Annotated in this window: 16 protein-coding genes; 8 read left to right on the forward strand and 8 right to left on the reverse strand. The window is 47.5% G+C overall.

Features of this window, described 5'->3' with window-relative positions; genetic code table 11:
- Positions 1-356: 356 nt before the first annotated feature.
- The 4 genes from ACKLNH_RS18720 to ACKLNH_RS18735 all read right to left on the reverse strand — a co-directional run bounded on the left by ACKLNH_RS18720 (position 357) and on the right by ACKLNH_RS18735 (position 4,930).
- Positions 357-1,247, reverse strand: coding sequence for a LysR family transcriptional regulator (locus ACKLNH_RS18720; protein ID WP_413113785.1), 891 nt, complete (start codon positions 1,245-1,247; stop codon positions 357-359).
- A 118-nt stretch (positions 1,248-1,365) separates the two neighbouring features.
- On the reverse strand, positions 1,366-2,736 hold the full coding sequence (locus ACKLNH_RS18725) for a serine hydrolase domain-containing protein (RefSeq protein WP_413113786.1): 1,371 nt from the start codon (positions 2,734-2,736) through the stop codon (positions 1,366-1,368).
- A 214-nt stretch (positions 2,737-2,950) separates the two neighbouring features.
- Positions 2,951-4,597, reverse strand: coding sequence for a chaperonin GroEL (gene groL, locus ACKLNH_RS18730; protein ID WP_413113787.1), 1,647 nt, complete (start codon positions 4,595-4,597; stop codon positions 2,951-2,953).
- A gap of 42 nt (positions 4,598-4,639) precedes the next feature.
- Positions 4,640-4,930, reverse strand: a complete 291-nt coding sequence (locus tag ACKLNH_RS18735) for a co-chaperone GroES (protein ID WP_413113788.1) — start codon at positions 4,928-4,930, stop codon at positions 4,640-4,642.
- Between the two features lie 204 nt (positions 4,931-5,134).
- Between ACKLNH_RS18735 and ACKLNH_RS18740 the strand changes: the two genes are divergently transcribed.
- Positions 5,135-6,511 (forward strand): MATE family efflux transporter, encoded by a 1,377-nt coding sequence (locus ACKLNH_RS18740; RefSeq protein WP_413113789.1) that lies wholly within the window; start codon positions 5,135-5,137, stop codon positions 6,509-6,511.
- On the opposite strand, the gene ACKLNH_RS18745 is transcribed toward ACKLNH_RS18740, so the two are convergent.
- Positions 6,500-7,018, reverse strand: a complete 519-nt coding sequence (locus tag ACKLNH_RS18745; RefSeq protein ID WP_413113790.1) for an FxsA family protein — start codon at positions 7,016-7,018, stop codon at positions 6,500-6,502. The two genes, ACKLNH_RS18740 and ACKLNH_RS18745, sit on opposite strands and share 12 nt — an antisense overlap.
- Positions 7,019-7,430: 412 nt before the next feature.
- Between ACKLNH_RS18745 and aspA the strand changes: the two genes are divergently transcribed.
- The 4 genes from aspA (at position 7,431) to ACKLNH_RS18765 (ending at position 13,362) form a co-directional block, all read left to right on the forward strand.
- On the forward strand, positions 7,431-8,879 hold the full coding sequence (gene aspA / locus ACKLNH_RS18750) for an aspartate ammonia-lyase (RefSeq protein WP_413113834.1): 1,449 nt from the start codon (positions 7,431-7,433) through the stop codon (positions 8,877-8,879).
- Positions 8,880-9,308: 429 nt separating this feature from the next.
- Positions 9,309-10,622 carry an anaerobic C4-dicarboxylate transporter family protein gene (locus ACKLNH_RS18755; RefSeq protein WP_413113791.1) on the forward strand — a complete coding sequence of 438 codons (1,314 nt, stop codon included), beginning with the start codon at positions 9,309-9,311 and terminating at the stop codon, positions 10,620-10,622.
- A gap of 177 nt (positions 10,623-10,799) precedes the next feature.
- Positions 10,800-12,614, forward strand: coding sequence for a protein-disulfide reductase DsbD (locus tag ACKLNH_RS18760; protein ID WP_413113792.1), 1,815 nt, complete (start codon positions 10,800-10,802; stop codon positions 12,612-12,614).
- 97 nt (positions 12,615-12,711) lie between these two features.
- Complete coding sequence (locus ACKLNH_RS18765) at positions 12,712-13,362, forward strand: response regulator (RefSeq protein WP_413113793.1); 651 nt, start codon at positions 12,712-12,714, stop codon at positions 13,360-13,362.
- 59 nt (positions 13,363-13,421) lie between these two features.
- Here the strand turns inward: ACKLNH_RS18765 and ACKLNH_RS18770 are convergent, their stop codons facing one another.
- On the reverse strand, positions 13,422-14,702 hold the full coding sequence (locus ACKLNH_RS18770) for an L-cysteine desulfidase family protein (RefSeq protein ID WP_413113794.1): 1,281 nt from the start codon (positions 14,700-14,702) through the stop codon (positions 13,422-13,424).
- A gap of 472 nt (positions 14,703-15,174) precedes the next feature.
- Between ACKLNH_RS18770 and ACKLNH_RS18775 the strand changes: the two genes are divergently transcribed.
- From ACKLNH_RS18775 to ACKLNH_RS18785, 3 genes are all read left to right on the forward strand, one after another.
- Entirely contained in the window at positions 15,175-15,438 is a 264-nt protein-coding gene (locus ACKLNH_RS18775) for a DUF4212 domain-containing protein (protein WP_413113795.1), read from the forward strand.
- 12 nt (positions 15,439-15,450) lie between these two features.
- Entirely contained in the window at positions 15,451-17,178 is a 1,728-nt protein-coding gene (locus ACKLNH_RS18780) for a sodium:solute symporter family protein (RefSeq protein WP_413113796.1), read from the forward strand.
- Positions 17,179-17,274: 96 nt separating this feature from the next.
- Positions 17,275-17,760 (forward strand): hypothetical protein, encoded by a 486-nt coding sequence (locus tag ACKLNH_RS18785; RefSeq protein ID WP_413113797.1) that lies wholly within the window; start codon positions 17,275-17,277, stop codon positions 17,758-17,760.
- Here the strand turns inward: ACKLNH_RS18785 and ACKLNH_RS18790 are convergent, their stop codons facing one another.
- Positions 17,761-21,207: a PAS domain-containing hybrid sensor histidine kinase/response regulator gene (locus ACKLNH_RS18790; RefSeq protein WP_413113798.1), complete on the reverse strand. Its 3,447-nt coding sequence runs from the start codon at positions 21,205-21,207 to the stop codon at positions 17,761-17,763.
- A gap of 97 nt (positions 21,208-21,304) precedes the next feature.
- On the reverse strand, positions 21,305-22,474 hold the full coding sequence (locus ACKLNH_RS18795) for a 3-phenylpropionate MFS transporter (protein ID WP_413113799.1): 1,170 nt from the start codon (positions 22,472-22,474) through the stop codon (positions 21,305-21,307).
- Positions 22,475-22,563: the final 89 nt, after the last annotated feature.

Raw genomic sequence — 22,563 nt, forward strand, 5'->3', positions numbered from 1 at the left:
AGTATGTCTCTCTGCTCGAACTCTACCTAGACACTTTTCCATTATTAACCATTAAATATCATTACCAATAAAAACAGTAACATATGTCGACATAACGTCCTTTTTCTTACTTATAAGACGGTCAACTCCCACACCTTTGTAAGAGATCTCGCACACGATGTTAAGCAAAGTACCCACCCTTTACTAAGTTATCTTCCATACAACACCAAACATACGCTCACCGCATGTATTGAGATAAAACGCCGATCAAATGACATAATACTTATAGCTAAGATACCTTAGGGCTTCTTTGGTGGGTGCACGGTCTCTATCGGTGGGCAGAGTACATACGAATTAGCTTCTATTTACCAGGTTCTCTAAGTGAGGATAATCTCAGCATGTTGGGTGAGTATCTCTAGCGTACTTGCAATCTCATCGGTCAATTCATCAGACAGCGCATAAAACACGCAAACCCCCTGACTATAATCTCGATCCGTATCGCTAAGGCACATTTTTTTCAGCTGTCCTGATGCTACCCTTGGTGCTGCTGTCGTATTCGTCAATGCCATCCACCCTCTCTCTTTTAAACACTCCACAGCAAGATCAATCGTCCCTACGCGTTCAATGTCATTACCCAGCTCAAAACTAGCAAGCTCCCCTGGCAACGTTGTTTGCAGCTGCAGCTGCGGTAACATTCTCAGCTCATCCATAGTAACTGAGTGGCGCATAGCCAGCGCAGAATCCGGGTGACAATAGCTGGCAACCGTCATACTCCCCATGTACTTAGATTGCAGGCGTGCCTTGGTTCTGGGGCTATTTTCTGTTGCCATGATAGCGAGGTGGCATTCCCCAGACTCGATAGCTTGATAAGCTTCATGTCGATTCGCTACCAGCAGATGAACCTTTAAGCTTGGGAAGTGGAGCTTAATCTTAGTCGCGAGCTGAGCAAGCCAACATGCAGGGATCATGACATCATAGTAAATCGTGAGATCATCAAGAGGCCGACTCAGTAACGAAAATGCGGCTAAAGAGAAGTCTTCTACTTGTTTCGTCGCATTTGCAGCTCGCTGATACAGCTTATGCGCCGCTGCTGTTGGTGCCGCTTTCCTTCCAGAGATCGAAAACAGTGGCACGCCAATCGTATCTTCTAGCATCATCACATGCTCGCGGATAGTGCTACGCTCTTTGTTTGCTGCTCGACCCGCGGCACTATAAGAACCATGTTGATAGACCAGTGTAAAAGCCTGTATCTGTTCAATGGAGATCATTTAAAATACCACTAATACTCTAAAGATAAATTATCTATAGCTTACAACAAAAGGGTGCCAAGCTTCTCACTTGGCACCCTTCTCATAGCAACTTGTTGATTGATATTACTGTCGTCGGCTATTTATCACTTAGCATTTCTGCCGCCGCACGGAAATAAGCAGGAACCTTAATTTCACCGTAAGGTGGAACATACGGAACAGCAGAGAAGTAAACAGCAGCGAAATCACGCTCAGGATCAATATAGATACCTTGACCGGTATTACCATGCTTGTACATCGCACCATCTTCGTAGAACCAGTCAAATTGATAGCCGCCTTTAACCGGTTTCGTACCTGAAATAGCGAGTGCTTGCCCCTCTTTTGCACCACCAACAAATGCCTCGGCGTCACCGGATGAACGGATCTGTTGTAATAGCGATGGCGTTACCACTTGCTCGTGCGCGACCTTATCCCAACTTGGCGTATACATGGTCGCGTACATGGCAAAGTCTTCCAGCGTTGAAGACACAATGCCCAAGTTTAGCGGTGCACCATCTTGTGAAAGGTGAACCGCTAATGGCATACGCGCGCCAAGTTGGCCCCAAATACGCTCTTCAAAGACATCAGAGACACGCTTACCGGTCACTTCTTGAATAATCATCCCCAATACGTGCGTATTCAATGACGAGTAACGGAAACGCGCACCTGGCTGCTCATCTTCTAATGGTTGCACATCGCGTAGCGCGTCAAGCCAATGCGGGCGCTCAATTGATGTATCGGTCGGAGTCACCGTGCTTCCTACAAAGCGTACAAAGACACCTTCTGGATCAAGGATGGAAGAGTTTGTCTCCTCATGGTCCAAACCAGCGGTATGGTTTAGCAGATTCAGAACGGTTGGCTCATCCCACGCAGTCCCTTTTAGCGCTGGTACGTATTGAGTAACAGAGGCATTTACATCTACTTTACCCTCTTCGACGAGCATCGCAAATACTAGCCCTGTTAGGGTTTTGCTAGACGACATCCAAATATGCATGTCAGAAGGGCTCATCCCAGGGTAAGACTCATAGACAACCTCCCCCTTGTGGATCATCATCACACCCTGGGTGCGGAAAAGAGGATCGATAACATAGTCGTTCAACGCCATTGGCCCTTTGCTGTCCGTGTCGACAACCAACTCGCCAATCGATGCTTGAAGGTTACGATTTAGCATCTTTTGCTGAGGGTGTGGGTTCACCATATCGGTACGCATTACCGTTGACCAATTGGTTAGGTAGTAAAGCGTATGGTCGCCGCCCATCTGAGCGTGAAAACTTTCAAAGCTATTGTAAGCTTCCTGAATAAAGTCAGCATCAAACCCCTCTTTCACTTGGGTTACTGGCATGGTTAGCGTTGCGCCAGGCGCTGCCAAATATTCCGCTAAAGGGTGATCGGCAGGAACAGCAGCATAGGCCGTCATCGATACCGTTGATGCAACGGCCAATGCTAGTGCTTTAACATTTAGCTTTTTCATTTTGTGTCTTTCCTCTAAAGGTATTACCGCTTGACTCATCAATATGAGGAAAGTTTATCGGTTACCCACTTGTTTACAATGCAATCACGTAGGGGAAAGCACGACAAATAGTGTGACATCGGATGCTCGATAAAAAGAAAAACGCCCGCAAGGCAATGCCTTACGGGCGTTTTAAACTATTCTGATCTTCTATGAAGCGACTAACTATGGATGATTACATCATCCCTGGCATGCCACCCATACCGCCCATGCCACCCATATCAGGCATTGCAGGCGCATCTTTAGCTGGAAGTTCAGACACCATTGCTTCAGTGGTGATCATAAGACCTGCAACAGATGCCGCGAACTGAAGTGCGCTACGCGTTACTTTAGTTGGGTCCAAAATACCCATTGCAATCATGTCGCCGTATTCGCCCGTTGCAGCGTTGTAGCCGTAGTTAGCTTCACCCGCCTTCACGTTGTTAGCAACCACAGACTCTTCGTCGCCAGCATTGCTGGTGATTTGACGCAGTGGCGCTTCCATTGCGCGTAGCGCAACACGGATACCAACGTTCTGCTCTTCGTTGTCACCTTGTAGGTCAACCACTTTTGATGCTGCGCGGATCAGTGCAACACCACCACCTGCAACCACACCTTCTTCAACCGCTGCACGAGTTGCATGCAGTGCATCTTCAACGCGGTCTTTCTTCTCTTTCATTTCAACTTCAGTCGCTGCACCAACTTTGATCACTGCAACACCGCCAGCGAGTTTAGCCACGCGCTCTTGCAATTTCTCTTTGTCGTAATCTGACGTTGCTTCTTCGATTTGACCACGAATTTGTGCAACGCGACCTTGGATAGCCGCTTCATCACCAGTACCATCGATGATCGTGGTGTTTTCTTTAGTGATAGCAATGCGCTTCGCTTGACCTAGGTCTTCTAACGTTACTTTCTCTAGCTCTAGGCCCACTTCTTCAGAAATAACCGTACCACCCGTTAGAATCGCGATGTCTTGAAGCATTGCTTTACGACGATCACCAAAACCTGGTGCTTTAACCGCTGCTACTTTCACGATGCCACGCATGTTGTTCACAACCAAGGTGGCTAGCGCTTCACCTTCTACATCTTCTGCAATGATAAGCAGCGGACGAGATGCTTTTGCTACGGCTTCTAATGTCGGCAGTAGTTCACGAATGTTCGATACTTTTTTGTCGACAAGCAGAATAAACGGATTTTCTAGCTCAACACTGCCAGATTCTTGGTTATTGATGAAGTAAGGAGATAGGTAACCGCGATCGAACTGCATACCTTCAACAACGTCAAGCTCATCTTGAAGTGCTTGACCTTCTTCAACGGTAATAACGCCGTCACGGCCTACTTTTTCCATTGCTTCAGCAATGATGTTACCAACAGTGGTATCAGAGTTCGCAGAGATAGTCCCCACCTGTGCGATCGCTTTGGTATCTGCACAAGGGACAGATAGGGCTTTTAGCTCTTCAACTGCAGCGATAACCGCTTTATCGATACCACGCTTAAGATCCATTGGGTTCATACCCGCAGCAACAGCTTTCAGACCTTCAGCAATAATAGATTGTGCAAGAACAGTCGCAGTCGTTGTTCCGTCACCTGCTGCGTCATTGGCTTGTGACGCCACTTCTTTAACCATTTGTGCGCCCATGTTCTGGAACTTGTCTTCCAGCTCAATTTCACGCGCGACAGATACGCCATCTTTCGTGATGGTTGGTGCACCAAATGATTTGTCTAATACAACATTACGGCCTTTAGGACCTAACGTTACTTTAACGGCATCAGCAAGGACATTAACGCCTTCTAGCATTCTTACGCGAGCGTCATTTCCAAACTTAACTTCTTTAGCTGCCATGATTTTCTTCCTTACTTAGATTCTTGTTTAAATTGAAGTGAATTACTCAACGATAGCCATGATGTCGCTTTCAGACAGGATCAGGACCTCTTTACCATCAATCTTTTCGGTTTTGGTGCCATAGCCTTCTGAGAAAATAACTGTATCGCCAACCTTGACGTCCAATGGCTGAACTGTACCGTTTTCTAGGATGCGGCCTTTGCCCACCGCTAAAATGGTGCCTCGAGTTGACTTTTCTGCTGCAGAGCCAGTTAGCACAATGCCACCAGCAGATTTTGATTCAACTTCTTGGCGCGCTACGATAACGCGGTCATGTAAAGGACGAATATTCATCGGTCGTCTCTCCTGATTATTTATATCCATGATTAGAACAATGCCGACAATAAGTCAGGCGTCACTTAGTTAACTCATTTATGGGGATGACAAAATCAGAACCCAAGCCTTCCTGCACTTTTTTTTTATTTTTTCATCCCCTTTACACCAATTAGGGCTTTCGATTAGGGTTATCGCGTACCCGATAACTTTAAATGCATCCCGATGACTATAAAAGCGACGTCCAATTCACTGCCACACGATAAGCATGGCTTGCTCAGCGCACCAGTTAATGGCGTATTACGCCAAATGACTGTGCCGATGGTGTTGGGGCTGATCGCCATTTTATTGTTCAATTTGGTCGATACGTTTTTTATCGCCATGCTGGGTACTGAAGCGTTAGCCGCTGTTAGCTTTACTTTTCCCATTACGTTTGCCGTCAACTGCATTACGATGGGCGTCGGCGTTGGTCTGTCTTCATTGATAGGGCAGCAGCTAGGACAAGGACATCACCATGTCGCTGCGCGTTTAACCACCCATGGTTTGTTGCTAGCTCTTGCCTTAGTATGTAGTGCCTCGACGATTGGTCTACTCACATTAACCCCCTTATTTTCAAGCCTTGGTGCCAACCACTCATTGTTACCATTAATTTCTGACTATATGGTTATCTGGTATTGGAGCATTCCCTTATTGGTTATTCCAATGGCAGGCAACAGTGCGATTCGTGCCAGTGGAGATACCCGATCGCCAGCAGTCATTATGATGTTAGCCGGGGTCATCAATGGCCTTCTCGACCCGTTGCTAATCTTTGGCTTAGGCCCCTTCCCCGAACTAGGTATTCAGGGGGCTGCTATTGCCAGCGCCATCAGCTGGCTCGGTGCATTAATAGGCTCTGGCTATCTACTGGCAGTACGTGAGCGGTTACTGACCTTTCCTACCTGGCATGGCTTATTTCATGATTGGCGACGAATTTTAGTGATTGGTACACCCGCTGGTATATCGAACGCCATGACCCCTCTGTCTGGAGCTATTCTAATGGGGGTGCTTGCAACTCATGGCAATGCGGCTGTCGCGGCGTACGGGGCAGCACAACGGATAGAGTCATTACTTTTAATTGTCGCGATGGCACTTGCTTCGGTATTTACACCGTTTATGGCGCAAAATATGGGGGCGGGATTATATCTACGTGCATTTAAGGGGTTATTTAACGCGATGCGCTTTAGCTTCTTTTTTCAACTTTTTGCCTATATCTTATTCGTCCCCTTAACTTGGCCTATTACCTATTTTTTCACCATCGATACGGCCGTGCAGGATAACCTGTGGCTATACCTTATTATGGTTCCTGCTAGTTACGGCATGCAAGGATGTATGATGCTACTCGTTTCAGCACTCAATGCACTACAACGTTCCTCACAAGCCATGCTATGTAACTTTATTCGGCTGTTTGTTTTGCTGCTACCGATGAGCATCTATGCCAGCCACAGCCAAGGCATTGACGGTATCTTTACCGCAATTGCCTTGGCGAATGTTATCGCCGGCGCTGGTGCTTTACTGTATGCCTTTAAACTGCGCCAACATTACTTGAGACAATTACTTCCCTAGCCGGTCATTTTTGTCGTCTTTGTGTTCAAACTCACCTTCATAGATATCACCATTACGCGAGCTCTGCGATCGATCATGTGGAGGCTGCTGTGAAGAGAACGGGTCTTGCTGATGCCCGAACCCTGCCTGGAAACCAGCTTGCCCCATCGTCTGCACTTTGACACGTTTCATTATCTCTTGCGCTAAGTAAGCACGCGGCACAGGTAAAAGAACCAGCATTCCCAATGCATCAGTCATAAAGCCGGGGGTCAACAAAAGCACCCCACACACTGCTAACATAACCCCTTCCAATATTTGCTGTGCTGGCATCTCCCCTTGTTGTAAACGCTGTTGGACAGACATTAGTGTCATGATCCCTTGGCTACGTACAAGCGACGCACCAACCACGGCAGTCAACAAAACAAGCGACAGCGTGGGCCATAAACCAAGCACACCACCCACCTGAACAAACAGGGCGATTTCAATAATCGGGACGAAGATGAATAGCAGTAATAAAATAGAAAACACAACCAACCCCTTAACAACTACGTGCAGTGAATAGCACCACAACTCTCACTTTCAATATGGAGATAACTCTGCCGTTTTGCAATGATGACACCCAAACAAAACGTAGCTGAACCCACTTTGAACTGGAAAGCAAAAAAAGTCAGTTAAATTTGCTATCAACGAATTCTTTCCGCGTAAAAATAAGTTACAGTAATTGATGTAAATCACATAGCTATACAAAATTTAGTTAACTTTGATAAATCAACAGTGGTAATATTGCATTAGCGAATTAATACAGCGTATTATCCACCTAGTTGTCTAAGAAGACAGTTATTTGCTTTGGCAAATGGACGCAAGAAAGGAATCTATGCACGGATTGAGTTGGTTCTAGTTTCAACTTTTTTCAAATCCTAGAAGGCGACATATGTCACAGATGATTGAAAACCAAGCACAAAACACCCAAAACACTGCTACTCGTGTAGAAGAAGACCTATTGGGTCAGCGTCAGATCCCATCTGATGCATACTATGGTATCCACACCCTACGTGCGGTAGAGAACTTCAATATTTCATCGACCACGATTTCTGACGTGCCTGAGTTCGTACGCGGCATGGTATTTACCAAAAAAGCTGCTGCAATGGCAAACAAAGAGCTAGGTGTAATTCCAGCAGACGTTGGCGAGTTCATCATCAAAGCTTGTGATGTCATTCTAGAAACTGGCAAGTGCATGGATCAGTTCCCATCTGATGTTTATCAAGGTGGTGCGGGCACATCAGTTAACATGAACACAAATGAAGTTGTGGCAAACCTTGCTCTTGAGCTAATGGGCAAAGAGAAAGGCGATTACGAAACCGTAAACCCTAACGATCACGTTAACAAAAGTCAGTCAACTAACTGTGCTTACCCAACGGGTTTCCGCGTGGCTGTTTACAACAGCGTGATGAAAGCGATTGAAGAACTTGAATACCTAAAAGGCACGTTCGAAGTTAAAGCCGAAGAGTTTAAAGACGTACTGAAAATGGGCCGTACCCAGCTTCAAGACGCTGTTCCGATGACTGTTGGCCAAGAGTTCAAAGCTTTTGCTGTTCTAGTGAACGAAGAGATTCGTTGCCTGAAACACACTGCTGCATTACTGCTAGAAGTAAACCTAGGTGCAACGGCGATCGGTACCGGCCTTAACACTCCAACTGGTTACCAAGAACTTGCAGTACAACGCCTTGCTGAAGTAACCGGTCTTGCTGTTGTTCCTTCTGAAGACTTAATCGAAGCAACCTCTGACTGTGGTGCTTATGTTATGGTTCACGGTGCACTTAAGCGTCTAGCCGTTAAACTCTCTAAGATCTGTAACGACTTACGCCTTCTATCTTCTGGTCCTCGCGCTGGTCTAAATGAGATCAACCTACCAGAAATGCAGGCTGGCTCTTCTATCATGCCTGCTAAAGTAAACCCTGTTATCCCTGAGGTTGTTAACCAAGTTTGCTTCAAAGTATTTGGTAACGACACCACCATCACATTCGCAGCAGAAGCGGGCCAGCTTCAGCTAAACGTGATGGAGCCTGTTATTGGCCAGGCGCTATTCGAATCTATCGAGATTCTAGCCAACGCTGCACGCAACCTTGGTGAAAAGTGCATCGAAGGTATCACCGTTAATGCTGACGTATGTAAGCAATACGTGATGGGCTCGATTGGTATCGTCACTTACTTGAACCCACTAATCGGTCATCACGAAGGTGATATCGTTGGTAAGATCTGTGCTGAAACCGGCAAAAGCGTACGCGAAGTCGTGCTGGAGCGCGGCCTTCTAACGGAAGAGCAACTGGATGACATCTTCTCTGTTGAGAACCTAATGAACCCAGAATATAAAGCGAAGCGTTACAACTAAGCGCATTCTCTTTCAGTTCAAAAAGCGGGCCTTGGTGCTCGCTTTTTTGTATCTCCGGCTTCACATCATGACCTTCACCACCATGATCGCAACAAAACAGCAACACCTCACCACCACTACGCAAACAACAACAGAGCATTAACAAAACCACAACGAAACAATGTGTGGGATTGAAAATTCAAAACAAGATCTAATACTGCATATATCCCAAAAAATAATGCCAATCACCATAAAGTTGATCTAACCCAATCATTACTTCCTTAGCATTAATTTAAAATACCATTCAAGCAATCGATTTGAGAGGATCGATAAGGCACTTCAAGTATATGTCGCAACCGCGTGGTAACACACCACTCACACTAAAGACACAGATGCCCAACGAAGTGCTTACACGGACTATTTGCTATTTATTCTTATCTAGGAGAGATTATGTTTTTATTACAGTTCCTCATCGTTTTAGGCTGTATCTTAATTGGTGCCCGCATCGGCGGAATTGGTTTAGGTGTCATGGGGGGAATGGGGCTAGCGATTCTCTCCTTTGTATTTGGCCTACAACCAACCAGCCCACCAATTGGTGTCATGCTCATGATCATGGCGGTTGTTGCAGCTGCTGCATCCATGCAAGCCGCAGGTGGTTTAAGCTACCTAATTAAAATAGCTAGCTCAATCTTACGTAAAAATCCCAAGCATATTACTTTCATCGCTCCAGCCGTCACTTACTTCTTCACCATGATGGCCGGTACCGGTCACGTCGCTTATTCTGTTCTTCCTGTTATTGCTGAAGTTAGCCGTCGTAGCGGTATTCGGCCAGAGCGTCCATTAGGTATGGCCGTAATTGCTTCACAATTTGCGATTGTAGCCAGTCCGATTGCAGCAGCCGTTGTGGCATGTGTGGCATTCTTAGAGCCACAAGGCATTACATTAGCGGATGTCTTGATGGTAACTATCCCTGCCACTTTCCTTGGTTTGTTCTCTGCATGCTTGATTGTTAACAAGCTCGGTAAAGAATTAAAAGACGATCCTGAATATCAACGTCGCCTACAAGATCCTGCATTCCGCGCTGAAATGGAGCAAGAAACGCAAGTCGACAATGTTGTTATTGCACCTACCGCGAAGAAATCTGTCTTTATCTTTCTCGTTGCTGCACTGACTGTTGTCATAATGGGCGCTTTCCCTGGGCTACGTCCTCACTTCGATGGCAGCGCGATGGGGATGGCCGATACCATTGAGATTGTAATGTTAACCGCAGCAGCGCTGATCATTCTTATCTGTAAGCCTGATGGCTATGCCATTACACAAGGGTCTGTTTTCCATGCGGGCATGCGGGCGATTGTTGCCATCTTTGGTATTGCTTGGTTGGGCGACACGCTAACAGCTGCGCACATCGAAGACGTAAAATCGGCGGTATCCACCATTGTTGAAGTAGCACCATGGGCATTTGCAATTGCACTGTTTGCTCTATCGGTCATGGTCAATTCACAAGGTGCAACCACTGCTGTATTGATCCCTCTCGGTATCTCTATCGGCTTGCCTGTCCATGTCATCATTGCAACGTTTGTCGCTGTAAATGGCTATTTCTTTATTCCGAATTACGGCCCAATTATCGCGTCTATCGACTTTGACCAAACCGGTACAACCAAGATTGGTAAGTACATCTTTAACCATAGTTTCATGTTGCCAGGCTTACTCAGCATGTTCTTCAGTATTATTTATGGCTTTATTTTTGCGGGTTTAACCCTGTAATCAATCCACCTCACAAAAAGGGCGCGATTATCGCGCCTTTTTTCTTATTCGCTGTTTAAAACATTTCATGCATTCTCTTGCGTATTGGTCGAACAAAATAAATTTCCCACGCAATGAAACCAAACATGCTAATCTCAGGTCTTTAAAATAGACCTTTATAATATTGTAGTCAGCCGGATGATAATCTCTCGAATACACCAACTCTTATGCGCCATCTTATTTAGTTTATCCTTCCCTGTCCTGGCATTAAACTTGCCCGGCATGAATAATACGGGGTTTGTTAGTGTTGATGAGGCTTTTGTTCTTAACTTTCAACAACAAGATAACCAGCTGACCCTAAATTGGCAGATCCTCCCCGAGCACTACCTCTATCAGCACGCTTTTGTTGTTGATGGCAATGGAGCGACGATCACCAATGTGGTGATTCCTGATGGGGTTCCCTACGTTGACCCTTATTTTGGTGAAGTCGCGATCTATCGACAGTTTGTCGAACTTAACATCGACCTTGCACACATCGGCGATAATGCCAGCGTGCTGATCACGTATCAAGGCTGTGCCGACGCGGGTTTATGCTATCCACCAGAGACGCGCCAAGTTCCACTGCAGTCTTTTACTCCCCTTCAAACGTTTAACAACAGCACACCGATAGAGACTAACACTGAATATGCGATAGCGAATAACGACACAGCAGCCCAAAATTCAAATTTACACAGCAATCAATTATCATTAGCGGCGAAACTGGCGAGCTCAGCCTGGACACCGGCCCTGTTCTTTTTGCTGGGGATTGGATTGGCTTTTACCCCGTGTGTCTTACCCATGTATCCAATCTTGAGTGGTATCGTGCTTGGTGGTGGTAAACGTAATCAACGCCAAGCTTTAGGGCTAGCCCTCGTTTACGTACAAGGTATGGCACTGACCTATACGCTACTGGGCCTGGTCGTTGCCTCCGCTGGCATGCAATTTCAAGCCGCTATGCAGCATCCTTATGTATTGATTGCGCTAAGCCTTCTTTTTGTCATCTTAGCCCTTGCCATGTTTGGTGCCTATACCCTGCAGCTGCCTTCATCACTGCAAACCCGCCTGAATCAGTGGAGTAATCAACAACAAGGCGGACATTACTTGGGTGTGTTTACCATGGGAGCCATTTCCGGCCTTGTCTGCTCCCCATGCACCACGGCGCCCCTTTCTGGCGCTTTACTGTATGTGGCACAAAGTGGCGATGTCGTCACTGGCGGATTAGCACTCTATGCACTCGCCCTCGGCATGGGATTGCCTCTCATTGCTGTCGCGGTATTTGGCAATCAACTGCTGCCTCGCGGTGGAGATTGGATGGAACGGATAAAGGTACTGTTTGGGTTTGTCTTGCTCGCCGTGCCGATATTCCTGCTCGAGCGCATTTTACCCACACCATTGATACCCTATTTGTGGGCCATTCTTGGGCTCACTTTCTTCGGTTGGGTATACCACCTAAAAACGCGTCTTCCTCTCGGCTGGCGAGGCACTTTAATTGCCATTGTTGCCATTCTCGGTATGTTTGCCTCAGTTCAGCCCCTATATCATCAGTGGTTTATGCCGCAAGCTAAATCAACCCAAAGCATCAATTTCATGCGCATTACGAATGCCGAAGCATTACAACAAGCTTTGGATTCAGCTCAACAGCAAGGAAAGCCGGTGATGCTCGACTTTTATGCCGATTGGTGCAGTGCTTGTAAAGAGTTCGAGCAGTACACATTCCATCATGCCGATGTCGAACAGCAATTACAGCACTTTGTGTTATTGCAGGCCGATGTCACCCGCAACACCACCGAGGATTTCGCTCTGCTCAATCAACTCGATGTGCTTGGCTTACCCACCATCGACTTCTGGGACAGCCAAGGTAATCACCGTAAAGACGCGCGAATAACCGGCTTTCTCAATGCAGAGCGCTTTATGCAACACCTCGACGCAGCACAGTTGATCCAAACAGATCAACCATCAAGCATTGGCGAATAATCTAATTATGATCAATAACATAGTTCTGGCTATTCAAATTGACCTATTGAGCATGGGGTGATATAGATTATTACAAACCATTAACAAGTGGCCACTCATGGACAGCTCAAATACCATTGTTATTGCTGATGACCATCCCCTCTTTCGCAACGCACTATTTCAATCTGTGCACTTGGCGATAGGGGGGGCGAACTTACTCGAAGCCGATTCGCTCGATTCATTGCTAATTTTGCTAGAAAAAGAGCAAGACGTTGATTTATTGCTGCTTGATTTGAAAATGCCCGGTGCTAACGGCATGTCTGGTCTAATCCAATTGCGCCAACGTTACCCAACACTCCCCATCGTGGTTATCTCTGCCAATGAAGAACAGAGTATTATTAAACAAGTCTATCGCCACGGTGCCTTTGGTTTCATCCCAAAATCCAGTGATATGCGCACGCTTATCGATGGATTAAATCAAGTGCTTGAAGGTGACCCCTACTACCCAGCGGACATCGCCCAGTGGCCGGATGACCCACAATCTGAAATGGAAAAATTAGAAGAGAAAATTGCCACACTCACACCGCAGCAAAACAAAGTACTGCGAATGCTCAATGATGGACTGCTAAATAAACAGATCGCATACGAACTCAATGTGTCTGAAGCCACCATTAAAGCCCATATGACCGCCATATTTAGAAAGCTCGACGTTAAAAACCGCACTCAGGCGGTCATCGTGTTGCAACAGATGAACTTTGAAGAGAAGTAACCGACAGGCACAAAATTGACACGGCATGGGGCTTAATGTTACTTAAGCCCCTGTATATCCTAGGCGTGTTTACTGCGCATAATATTGATGATCTCGATATCCGTATCCAGCATGCCATGCTTTGTCAGGTGCCCTAAGTTGGCAATGGTCTTATCAATGTTCGCCGTCACAATGCCTTCATTGTCGCTAACACCATAGTTATTCACTGCCATCAGTGCCGCTTTTACCGCTACTGACGTCGATGTCGACACCTTCATTGAACACGCGCTGCCCGCTCCGTCACAGATAATTCCAGCAACATCACCAATCATATTACTGATGCAGGCCGCCATTTGCTCAACGCTTCCACCAAGCATCCAAGTAATCGCTGCGCCCGAGCCCATTGCCGCCGTGCTCGCTGCACATAATGCAGACAATTTGTTCTGATAAGTTTTGATATAAATGGCGATCAGGTGACTCATGGTTAGAGCGCGCGTTAACGTTTCATCATCTTTTCCTAGAAATTGTGCAGCTGCAACAACCGGCATCGTCGCCGCAATGCCTTGATTTCCTGAGCCTGAATTCGACATGGCTGGTAGCATCGCGCCATCCATACGTGCATCAGATGCCGCCGAAGATAAACGCATTGCCAGTGTCATCAGATCATCTGACAGCAGTTTTTTATCCACCTGCTCCGTCATCATCTTGCCGATACGCAGCCCATAGCCATTCAGACCCTCAACGGCCAACGCCTTGTTCAATACGCCAGCTTGGGTCATGAAATCAATATCAGCCAGCGGTACATTCAATGCAAAATCAATGACTTTAGTTAGTGTCATTGGCGACTCATCAATCGGGTGTGCGAGCTGAGTGTCGATCTCACCTTCAGCCTGATCCAACATAATCTGGCCATTTAACTCTTTGAGTACAATACGAGTATGGTCGCTACAGATCACCACTTTTGCTTGTTGGTCGCCCACATAAGCAATAACTTCGGCATACAGCACATCAGCAACGTCTTTAACATCCACATGAATGCGCTCCAACATTGTTTTTGACTTATCAACCTGTTCAGCAGTAATCGTCGCCAAAACTTCTAATCCGCCGCTTGGGTCTCCCCCTACAGCACCAATCGCAGCCGCCACACTTAGCCCCGTCATCCCCGTTCCAGGGACGCCGACGCCCATGCCATTTTTGAATAAATTACCACTCACCCAAACATCCATACGCTCTGGCAACTGACCAAGTAATTGACGGCAGTTTGCTGCTGCTAATGCAACAGACATCGGCTCTGTACAGCCAAGCGCTGGGACAACGTCTTTCTTTAGGCGGGTAATATAGGCATTCCAGTTTGAATTCATCTTCGACTACTCAGTTGTTGCGGCTAAATCAGCCTTATAATTACGAATGTGCAAATATGCAGTGTGACAACGCTTTTGTTGGCGGAAAATACCCTAAAGTTCCGCCTCATACTCTGCTATTTGTGTTGTTATCAACACGATCTTCTATCATCACTGCTAATTGCCGGATGTCGATTCTAATGACTTTCTTATTTAAAAGATGTTGAACGAGTCATGTTTCATCAAACCGCCTCATCAAAAAACCACGCCATCAAAATCGCTGATATCACCAACGCTGCCATCTCAAAGATTAGACTTTTGGCTAACCCAACCCCTTCCCTTTCTCAATAAAGCGTCATCAAACCGCTTTGACGCGGCTGATATATCGATTAATTGACTTAATTCGCTCGACTAAAGTTGCACAGATACACGCCATAATCACTGCTATCGTCTCTAGGTAACATTTCATTAACACTCGCATAAGGAGATGGCCATGGCGTTCGAAGATAAAGAACGAGCCCAAGCCTACTGGGATAAAAACGTCAAACTCATGATAACCCTCATGGTGATCTGGTTTGTGGTGTCATTTGGTTGCGGCATTCTATTTGTCGATGTACTCAATCAAATTCAGATTGGTGGATACAAGCTGGGATTTTGGTTTGCCCAACAAGGTTCAATCTACTGCTTCCTCGGCATTATCTTTTTCTACGCCTGGAAGATGCGTCGTATTGATCGTGAATTCGGCGTAGATGAATAAGGAGCGCAAGCAATGGATTTAAAGACAATTACTTACCTTGTTGTTGGCGCGACATTCGTGCTGTATATCGGTATCGCCATTTGGGCTCGCGCCGGAACAACCAAAGAGTTCTACGTGGCTGGTGGTGGCATTAACCCGATTGCTAACGGAATGGCCACGGCCGCTGACTGGATGTCGGCTGCTTCCTTCATTTCGATGGCGGGACTTATCGCCTTTATGGGCTATGGCGGCTCGGTTTTCTTAATGGGTTGGACTGGCGGGTATGTTCTACTAGCCTTGCTGCTTGCTCCTTACCTCAGAAAATTTGGTAAATTTACCGTACCGGAGTTTGTTGGCGAACGCTTTTACTCTAAAACAGCCCGTGTGGTTGCTGTCGCCTGTTTGATTATCGCGTCTGTCACTTACGTTATCGGACAGATGAAAGGGGTCGGCGTTGCCTTTGGTCGCTTCCTTGAGGTGGACTATGCGACAGGCCTTGGTATCGGTATGTGTATCGTGTTTATTTATGCTGTTATGGGTGGCATGAAAGGCATCACCTACACGCAGATTGCCCAATACTGTGTGCTGATTTTAGCCTATACCATTCCGGCCATCTTTATCTCGCTGCAACTTACCGGAAATCCTTTACCTCAGCTAGGTTTAGGAGGAACCATGGTCGGCACCGATGTCTACTTATTGGATCGGCTAGATCAAGTGGTCACCGAGCTCGGCTTTACGGAATACACCACCCAAGTGCGGGGTGATACCCTCAACATGTTCGTCTATACCATGTCATTGATGATTGGTACTGCTGGCCTACCTCACGTTATTATTCGCTTCTTTACCGTGCCAAAAGTACGTGATGCTCGCACCTCTGCAGGATGGGCTTTGGTGTTCATCGCAATTCTGTACACGACTGCACCAGCCGTTGCAGCAATGGCGCGTTTAAACCTGATGGACACGGTTAATCCCGCTCCAGGGCAGCACCTCACCTATGACGAGCGTCCGGACTGGTTTAAAAACTGGGAAACCACGGGCCTACTTGGTTTTGATGACAAGAACGGCGATGGCGTCATCCAGTATACGTCCAACGCTGAAACCAATGAGTTGAGAGTTGACCGCGATATTATGGTACTCGCTAACCCTGAAATCGCGAAGTTACCTAACTGGGTTATTGCATTGGTGGCGGCAGGCGGATTGGCCGCTGCACTATCAACGGCGGCAGGGTTACTCTTAGCCATTTCGTCGTCAATATCGCACGACTTAATTAAAGGGGTCATCAACCCGAATATCTCCGAGAAGAAGGAGCTACTGGCCAGCCGGATTTCGATGGCGGTGGCTATCGCTGTCGCGGGGTATCTCGGGCTCAATCCACCTGGGTTTGCCGCCGGTACTGTCGCGCTAGCCTTTGGGCTCGCCGCGTCTTCGATATTCCCAGCCTTAATGATGGGCATCTTCAGTAAGACCATCAATAAGGAAGGGGCTATTGCAGGTATGATAGCCGGTATCACCATCACCCTGTTCTACGTATTCCAACACAAAGGGATTCTATTTATCTCTGACTGGACTTACTTAGAAAGCTGGGGCAGCAACTGGTTCCTTGGTATAGAACCTAATGCCTTCGGTGCAATCGGTGCCTTGTTTAACTTCATCGTCGCAACGGCCGTCTCTAAAGTGACTGCTGAAACGCCACAAGAAGTTAAGGATTTAGTCGAACATGTCCGTGTTCCAGCTGGCGCTGGTGAGGCACAAGACCACTAATCCAACCTCGACCACAAAAGCCCCATTCGGGGCTTTTTTTCTTACCATTATACCGTATGGTTAATAAGAGAGATCTAGACACAAGGATAGCGTCATATGTTTAAAAGCAAACACTTCATTCTTGCCCTATTGATTGCCCCCATTCTCGCTATCATTGCCTATTTCGGTACCGATATGGCCGTCAGTGAAAAGCCACACGCCGCCCAAGAGGGTGAGAGCTATAAGCTGGCCAGCAAATCCAACTGCCGTTATACCAGTGGACTTTGCAATATGGAAAATGGCGAATTTAAAGTGCAATTTCGCTCCGAAGAGCTAGGCACTGACACCTTAACCCTTAGTCTCACATCTGTGTTCCCACTGGATGGGGTAAAAGTTGCCCTCGCCGACGATACAGAATCGGCGGCCACCCCTATTGACATGCAGCGTAGCGATGACAGTGGTAAAGCATGGACTGTCACCTTACCTAACGCACCACTGGAACAAAGCGAATTGCGTGTCGTCATTAGTGCTAATAACGCGCTCTACTTCGGCGAAACGGGAACGGAGTTTGTGGTGTATAAGACCTTGTTCACAGATGAATAACTACTCTACCTGCATCGGCACCTGATTCAACAGGTTGCGTAGTTTAATCGGCTTCACCGGTTTACTCATAAAGTGGTAGCCATTGGCCTTCGCAGCATCTTGGGTCGCCTGTGTACGATCGGCACTGATCAATACACCAACAAAAGCATTCTCCAGCGCTTGGCCGCACAGTTGTAATGCCTGCAAGCCCGTTTGCTGATCGGCAAGATGATAATCACTCAGCACGACATCGGGCTGCCAGCCCTGCGCTAAAATATCACTGACATCCTCAACGGTTTCGGCCGTCTGAATCTGACAACCCCAACGCGAGAGTAGCGTTCGCATTCCAAGTAAAATAGCCGGTTCATTGTCGACGCATAGCACTTTCAGCCCCGACAGCGCCCCCGCCGCCGGTAACTCCGCCGCTGCTTTCGTTGCCACGAAGGCAGCGCGTGGGACGGTTAAAGAGAACATGGTACCTTGCTCCACCGCTGACCACATATTCAATGGATGGTCCAACACACGGCTAATGCCACGGGCTATCGCGAGTCCTAACCCCAAACCATGATCGGTTTTCTGCCCGGCTTCACCTCGGGTAAACTCATCAAAAATCTCTGCTTGCTTATCGTGTGATATTCCTGGGCCATCATCCCAAATTTGAATTTGAATGCCATTGTTACAACGACGGCAGCCCAACAATACCTTCCCTTTCGGATTGTAACGAAATGCATTGGTCAGGAAGTTTTGGAGTGCCCGCCGAAGCAACTTGGGATCAGAGCGTATAATTGCTTGAGTCTTCACCACCTTAAAGTTAATCCCTTGCTGTTGAGCCAACACACCGAACTCAGCACCGAGCGTTTCGAAGACTTCGCTAAGTGCAAATGACACCACCCGAGCAGTTAATTTGCCAGACTCAAGACGCGAGACATCTAATAAATCCGTAATTAGGTCTTCGGCCGCCCCCAGTGAACTTTCAATATATTTTGCCAATACTCGGGTCTCCTCCGTATTGGCCACCTCGCTTAACGAGGATGAAAACAGCCGAGCAGCATTAAGCGGTTGCATTAAATCATGGCTGACAGCGGCCAAAAAACGGCTCTTCGATTGCGACATTTGCTCAGCATTTCGTGTTGCTGACACTAACCGTTTATTCAGCGATTCCAGCTCTCGTGTACGCACTTGTACCCGCGCCTCTAACGTTTCATTCGCCTCTTTTAAAATATCGGCGGTCTGACGGAACTGGGTAATATCGGTAAAGCTCATCACAAACCCGCCCCCTGGCATCGGGTTCCCTTGTACTTCAATGACCGTGCCATCATCCCGCACCCGTGAAGAGGTGTGAGGCGAACCAGCACGCAAATAAGCCACCCGTTTAGCGACATGTTTTTCAGGATCGCCTGGACCACACAAGCCATTTCTCGCATTGTGGCGGATCACATCAGCAATGGGCCTCCCAACCTGAACTAATCCCGGTGGAAAATCGAATAACTCAAGGTAACGCTGATTCCATGCCACGAGCAGTAGCTTCTGATCCACGACGGCTATCCCTTGGCTAATGTGCTCGATGGCGCCTTGCAGCAAGCCGCGACTGAAATCAAACAGTTCTGACGCTTCATCCACAATGGTCGCGATCTCATCGAGCTGCATATCGCGCCCTTGCAGCGCTGATTGTAAAACCAATCTGGCGGATGATGCACCAAATATCCCCGCTAACACCCGTTCAGTGTGGCGAATAAGCTGAGCATTGGCCTGCTGCTGCGCCAATAACTCCACACCGCTTTGCTCGGCATACGCCTGAAAAGCGACTCGGGCACGTTGCCGACCGACAAAGCGCCCTGCCAGCACTTCTAATTCCGCCACCGTTACGCGGCTCTGATATACCGAGCTTGAATCTGTGTCTGATATCGGCGCCCCAACAAAGGTTCCGGCTTGGAAACGCTCCGTTAACGATGCACGCGTATAGGAAGAGACCAATACATACAACGCACTGTTCACCAACAGGCTTAGCAACATTCCCCAATCGACATGACTTAAGTCTCGCAGCCCAACAACCGCAGGAGGAGACAATAACCACAACAAAACATTGTTTTCTGGACTACCCGCCAACATCTGCGTTTGCGCCATTAAGGTGACTAACCAGATAAAAAAACCACCTAGCAGGCCGCAAAACACCCCTTTGCGGTTACCATCGCGCCAATAGATACCACCAATCAATGCCGGGAAAAACTGTGCCACGGCAGCAAAGGATAAAAAACCGATCGATGAGAGCGAAGGGATCGCCACCAACACCTGATAAAAGCCCCACGCCGCCAGCAATATCAACGCAATTAATACTCGTCGAATATTTAGCAACAGCCCAGCAAATTGATCAAATCCACCCGTTGATATTCGCATCCGCCGTAGCAGTAAAGGCAAAACAAGGTCATTCGAAACCATAATTGCCAACGCAATCGTCGACACAATAACCATGCCGCTGGCCGCCGACATTCCGCCAATAAAGGCCAACAACGCCACACTTGAATGCCCTGTCGCCAATGGTAGGTTAATCACATAGGTATCGGCACTGACTTGTGGCAATAACACCCCGCCAGCTATCGCTAACGGAATCACAAACAGGCTCATCAGAAATAGATAGATCGGAAACACTTTACGTGCCACGTGCAGATCTTGGGCACGTGCATTTTCGACAACAATGGTATGAAATTGACGAGGCAAGCAGAAAATAGCGGCCACCGTCAGTAAAGTATGGATCAGCATTGAGCCCCATTTAACGGGATGCTCACGACGACTAACACTCTCTGCGATCACCTCTGGCGGCAGTTCGAACAGCACACCGACGGCAAACAACCCTACCAACAAAAAGGCCACCAGCTTAATTACTGACTCAAATGCCACAGCGGTCATCATGCCACGATGGTGCTCGGTACTGTCGATATGCCGAGTACCGAACAACACTGTAAATACCGCTAAACCAAAGGCTACGACCCCGGCATAAAAGCCCGACTGACCACTGTCTAGCACCACTAAGTCAGGTGCTACTTGGGCGATACCGAGTGTAATTCCGCGCAACTGCAAGGCGATATAAGGCAAGATGCCGATCACTGCGATAATAGTGACCAACACGGCGATCCCTTGCGACTTCCCATAGCGGGCAGCAATAAAATCAGCAATGGAGGTAATGTGCTCTCGCTTGGCGATCAGTATTATTCGGGCAAATACACGCCAGAACAGAGTAAAGACCAAGATAGGGGCAAAGTAGATAGGCAAAAACGACCACATGTTTTCGCTCGCTTGACCAACCGTACCGAAAAAGCTCCACGAGGTGCAATATACCGCGATCGATAGGCTATATATCCAAGGTTGCCAACGAGCCAGCCACTGTGATCGCCGATCGGCATACCAAGCAATTAAAAACAGCAGTCCCAAATACACCAATGAGACCGGAATCACCACCCATCCTTGTGACATCGCGCAACATCCTTTTACATTTCCCTTACAACAGGATAAGCACCTTTACACGCTGACTCTAGTACTAATTGTTGTTGCATCATCGGATTGAGAACCGTTAGTCCTTTTCCGCCGATCTCTGCGCACATAACGGCCCATGACTCTGAATGCGAATAAAAAATACTGGAATAGCAAACAGTGCCATCACGAGGAAAACGTGTTGATGTAATACGGCATACAGCGGTCCACACAAAATGCTCAGTCCGCCCATCATCAAACCAAGGGGAATGGCGTTATACAGTGATTGCCATGCTACACGCTCACTTTCATGTTGTTGCTGTATATAACGAATGGCCGCCAGATGCGCCACTGCAAAGGTAATACCATGCAACGATTGCGCTATGCTCAGCCACCAGACACTTGTGACTGTACCTAATAGCCCCCAGCGTATCACCACCCCCATGGCTGCTAAGCGCATCATACGGTGAATCGGCCAAGTGAGGAAAAAGCGTCCACCAAACTGAAAGACGCCAATTTCGACCATCACACCAATACTCCACAACACACCGATCAATGAATCGCTTACGCCAAGCTCACGCCATGAAATAGCACTGAATGCATAATAGGCGGCATGGCTACCTTGCAACAACGAGGTGATCAGCAAGAAACGCACCACGGTTCCACGACGAAATAACTGTCGCAGTGAGGGCCGCTTGGCTCGAGTTACGCTACTTATCGGTTGTAAAGTGGGAGTGCGGCAGCTTAGCAGCATTGCAGCTATCAGCCCGGCCAGCGCGAGCCATGGAATGACACTCTCACCATACTGCTCCGTCATGCTCCCCACCACCCAGTTACCCACCACAAAGGCAATCGAGCCCCATAAACGGGTACGACCATAGTCTAACTGCTGCTTTACCTGGTAATAGTTGGTTAAAGAGTCCCCCAATGGGATCAATGGTGCGTAGCAAATATTAAACAGTATGGTGATCAGCGCCAAGAGCCAAAACTCCCCCCCAACAAACAGGTGCAGACCTACAACCACTGCGCTGGCTGCGGTGATCCAGCGGATAGCCGGCAACAATTGCTCTGGGCGATAAATACGTGGCGTTAACAGCAAGTTGCACCCAGCCCGAGTAATCAATCCCAGCCCGGTTAACAACCCTATCTCCTTTGCTTCCATTCCCATAAAAGCAAACCAAACAGCCCAAAAGGGTAAATAAATACCGTAACTAAAAAAGAAACCAAAAAGGTATTGAGAGGTGTAGGCATAGGGAGATGGGCGTAACATTGAATAATCCTTATACTTGATAACGCATCGCGAACAGCAGACTTCTTTCGCCCGCATTATGCCTGACCACACTCACTGTCGCACCATTA

Origin of the sequence: Thaumasiovibrio clandestinus (genome assembly GCF_047250365.1) — a bacterium.
Taxonomy (GTDB): domain Bacteria; phylum Pseudomonadota; class Gammaproteobacteria; order Enterobacterales; family Vibrionaceae; genus Thaumasiovibrio.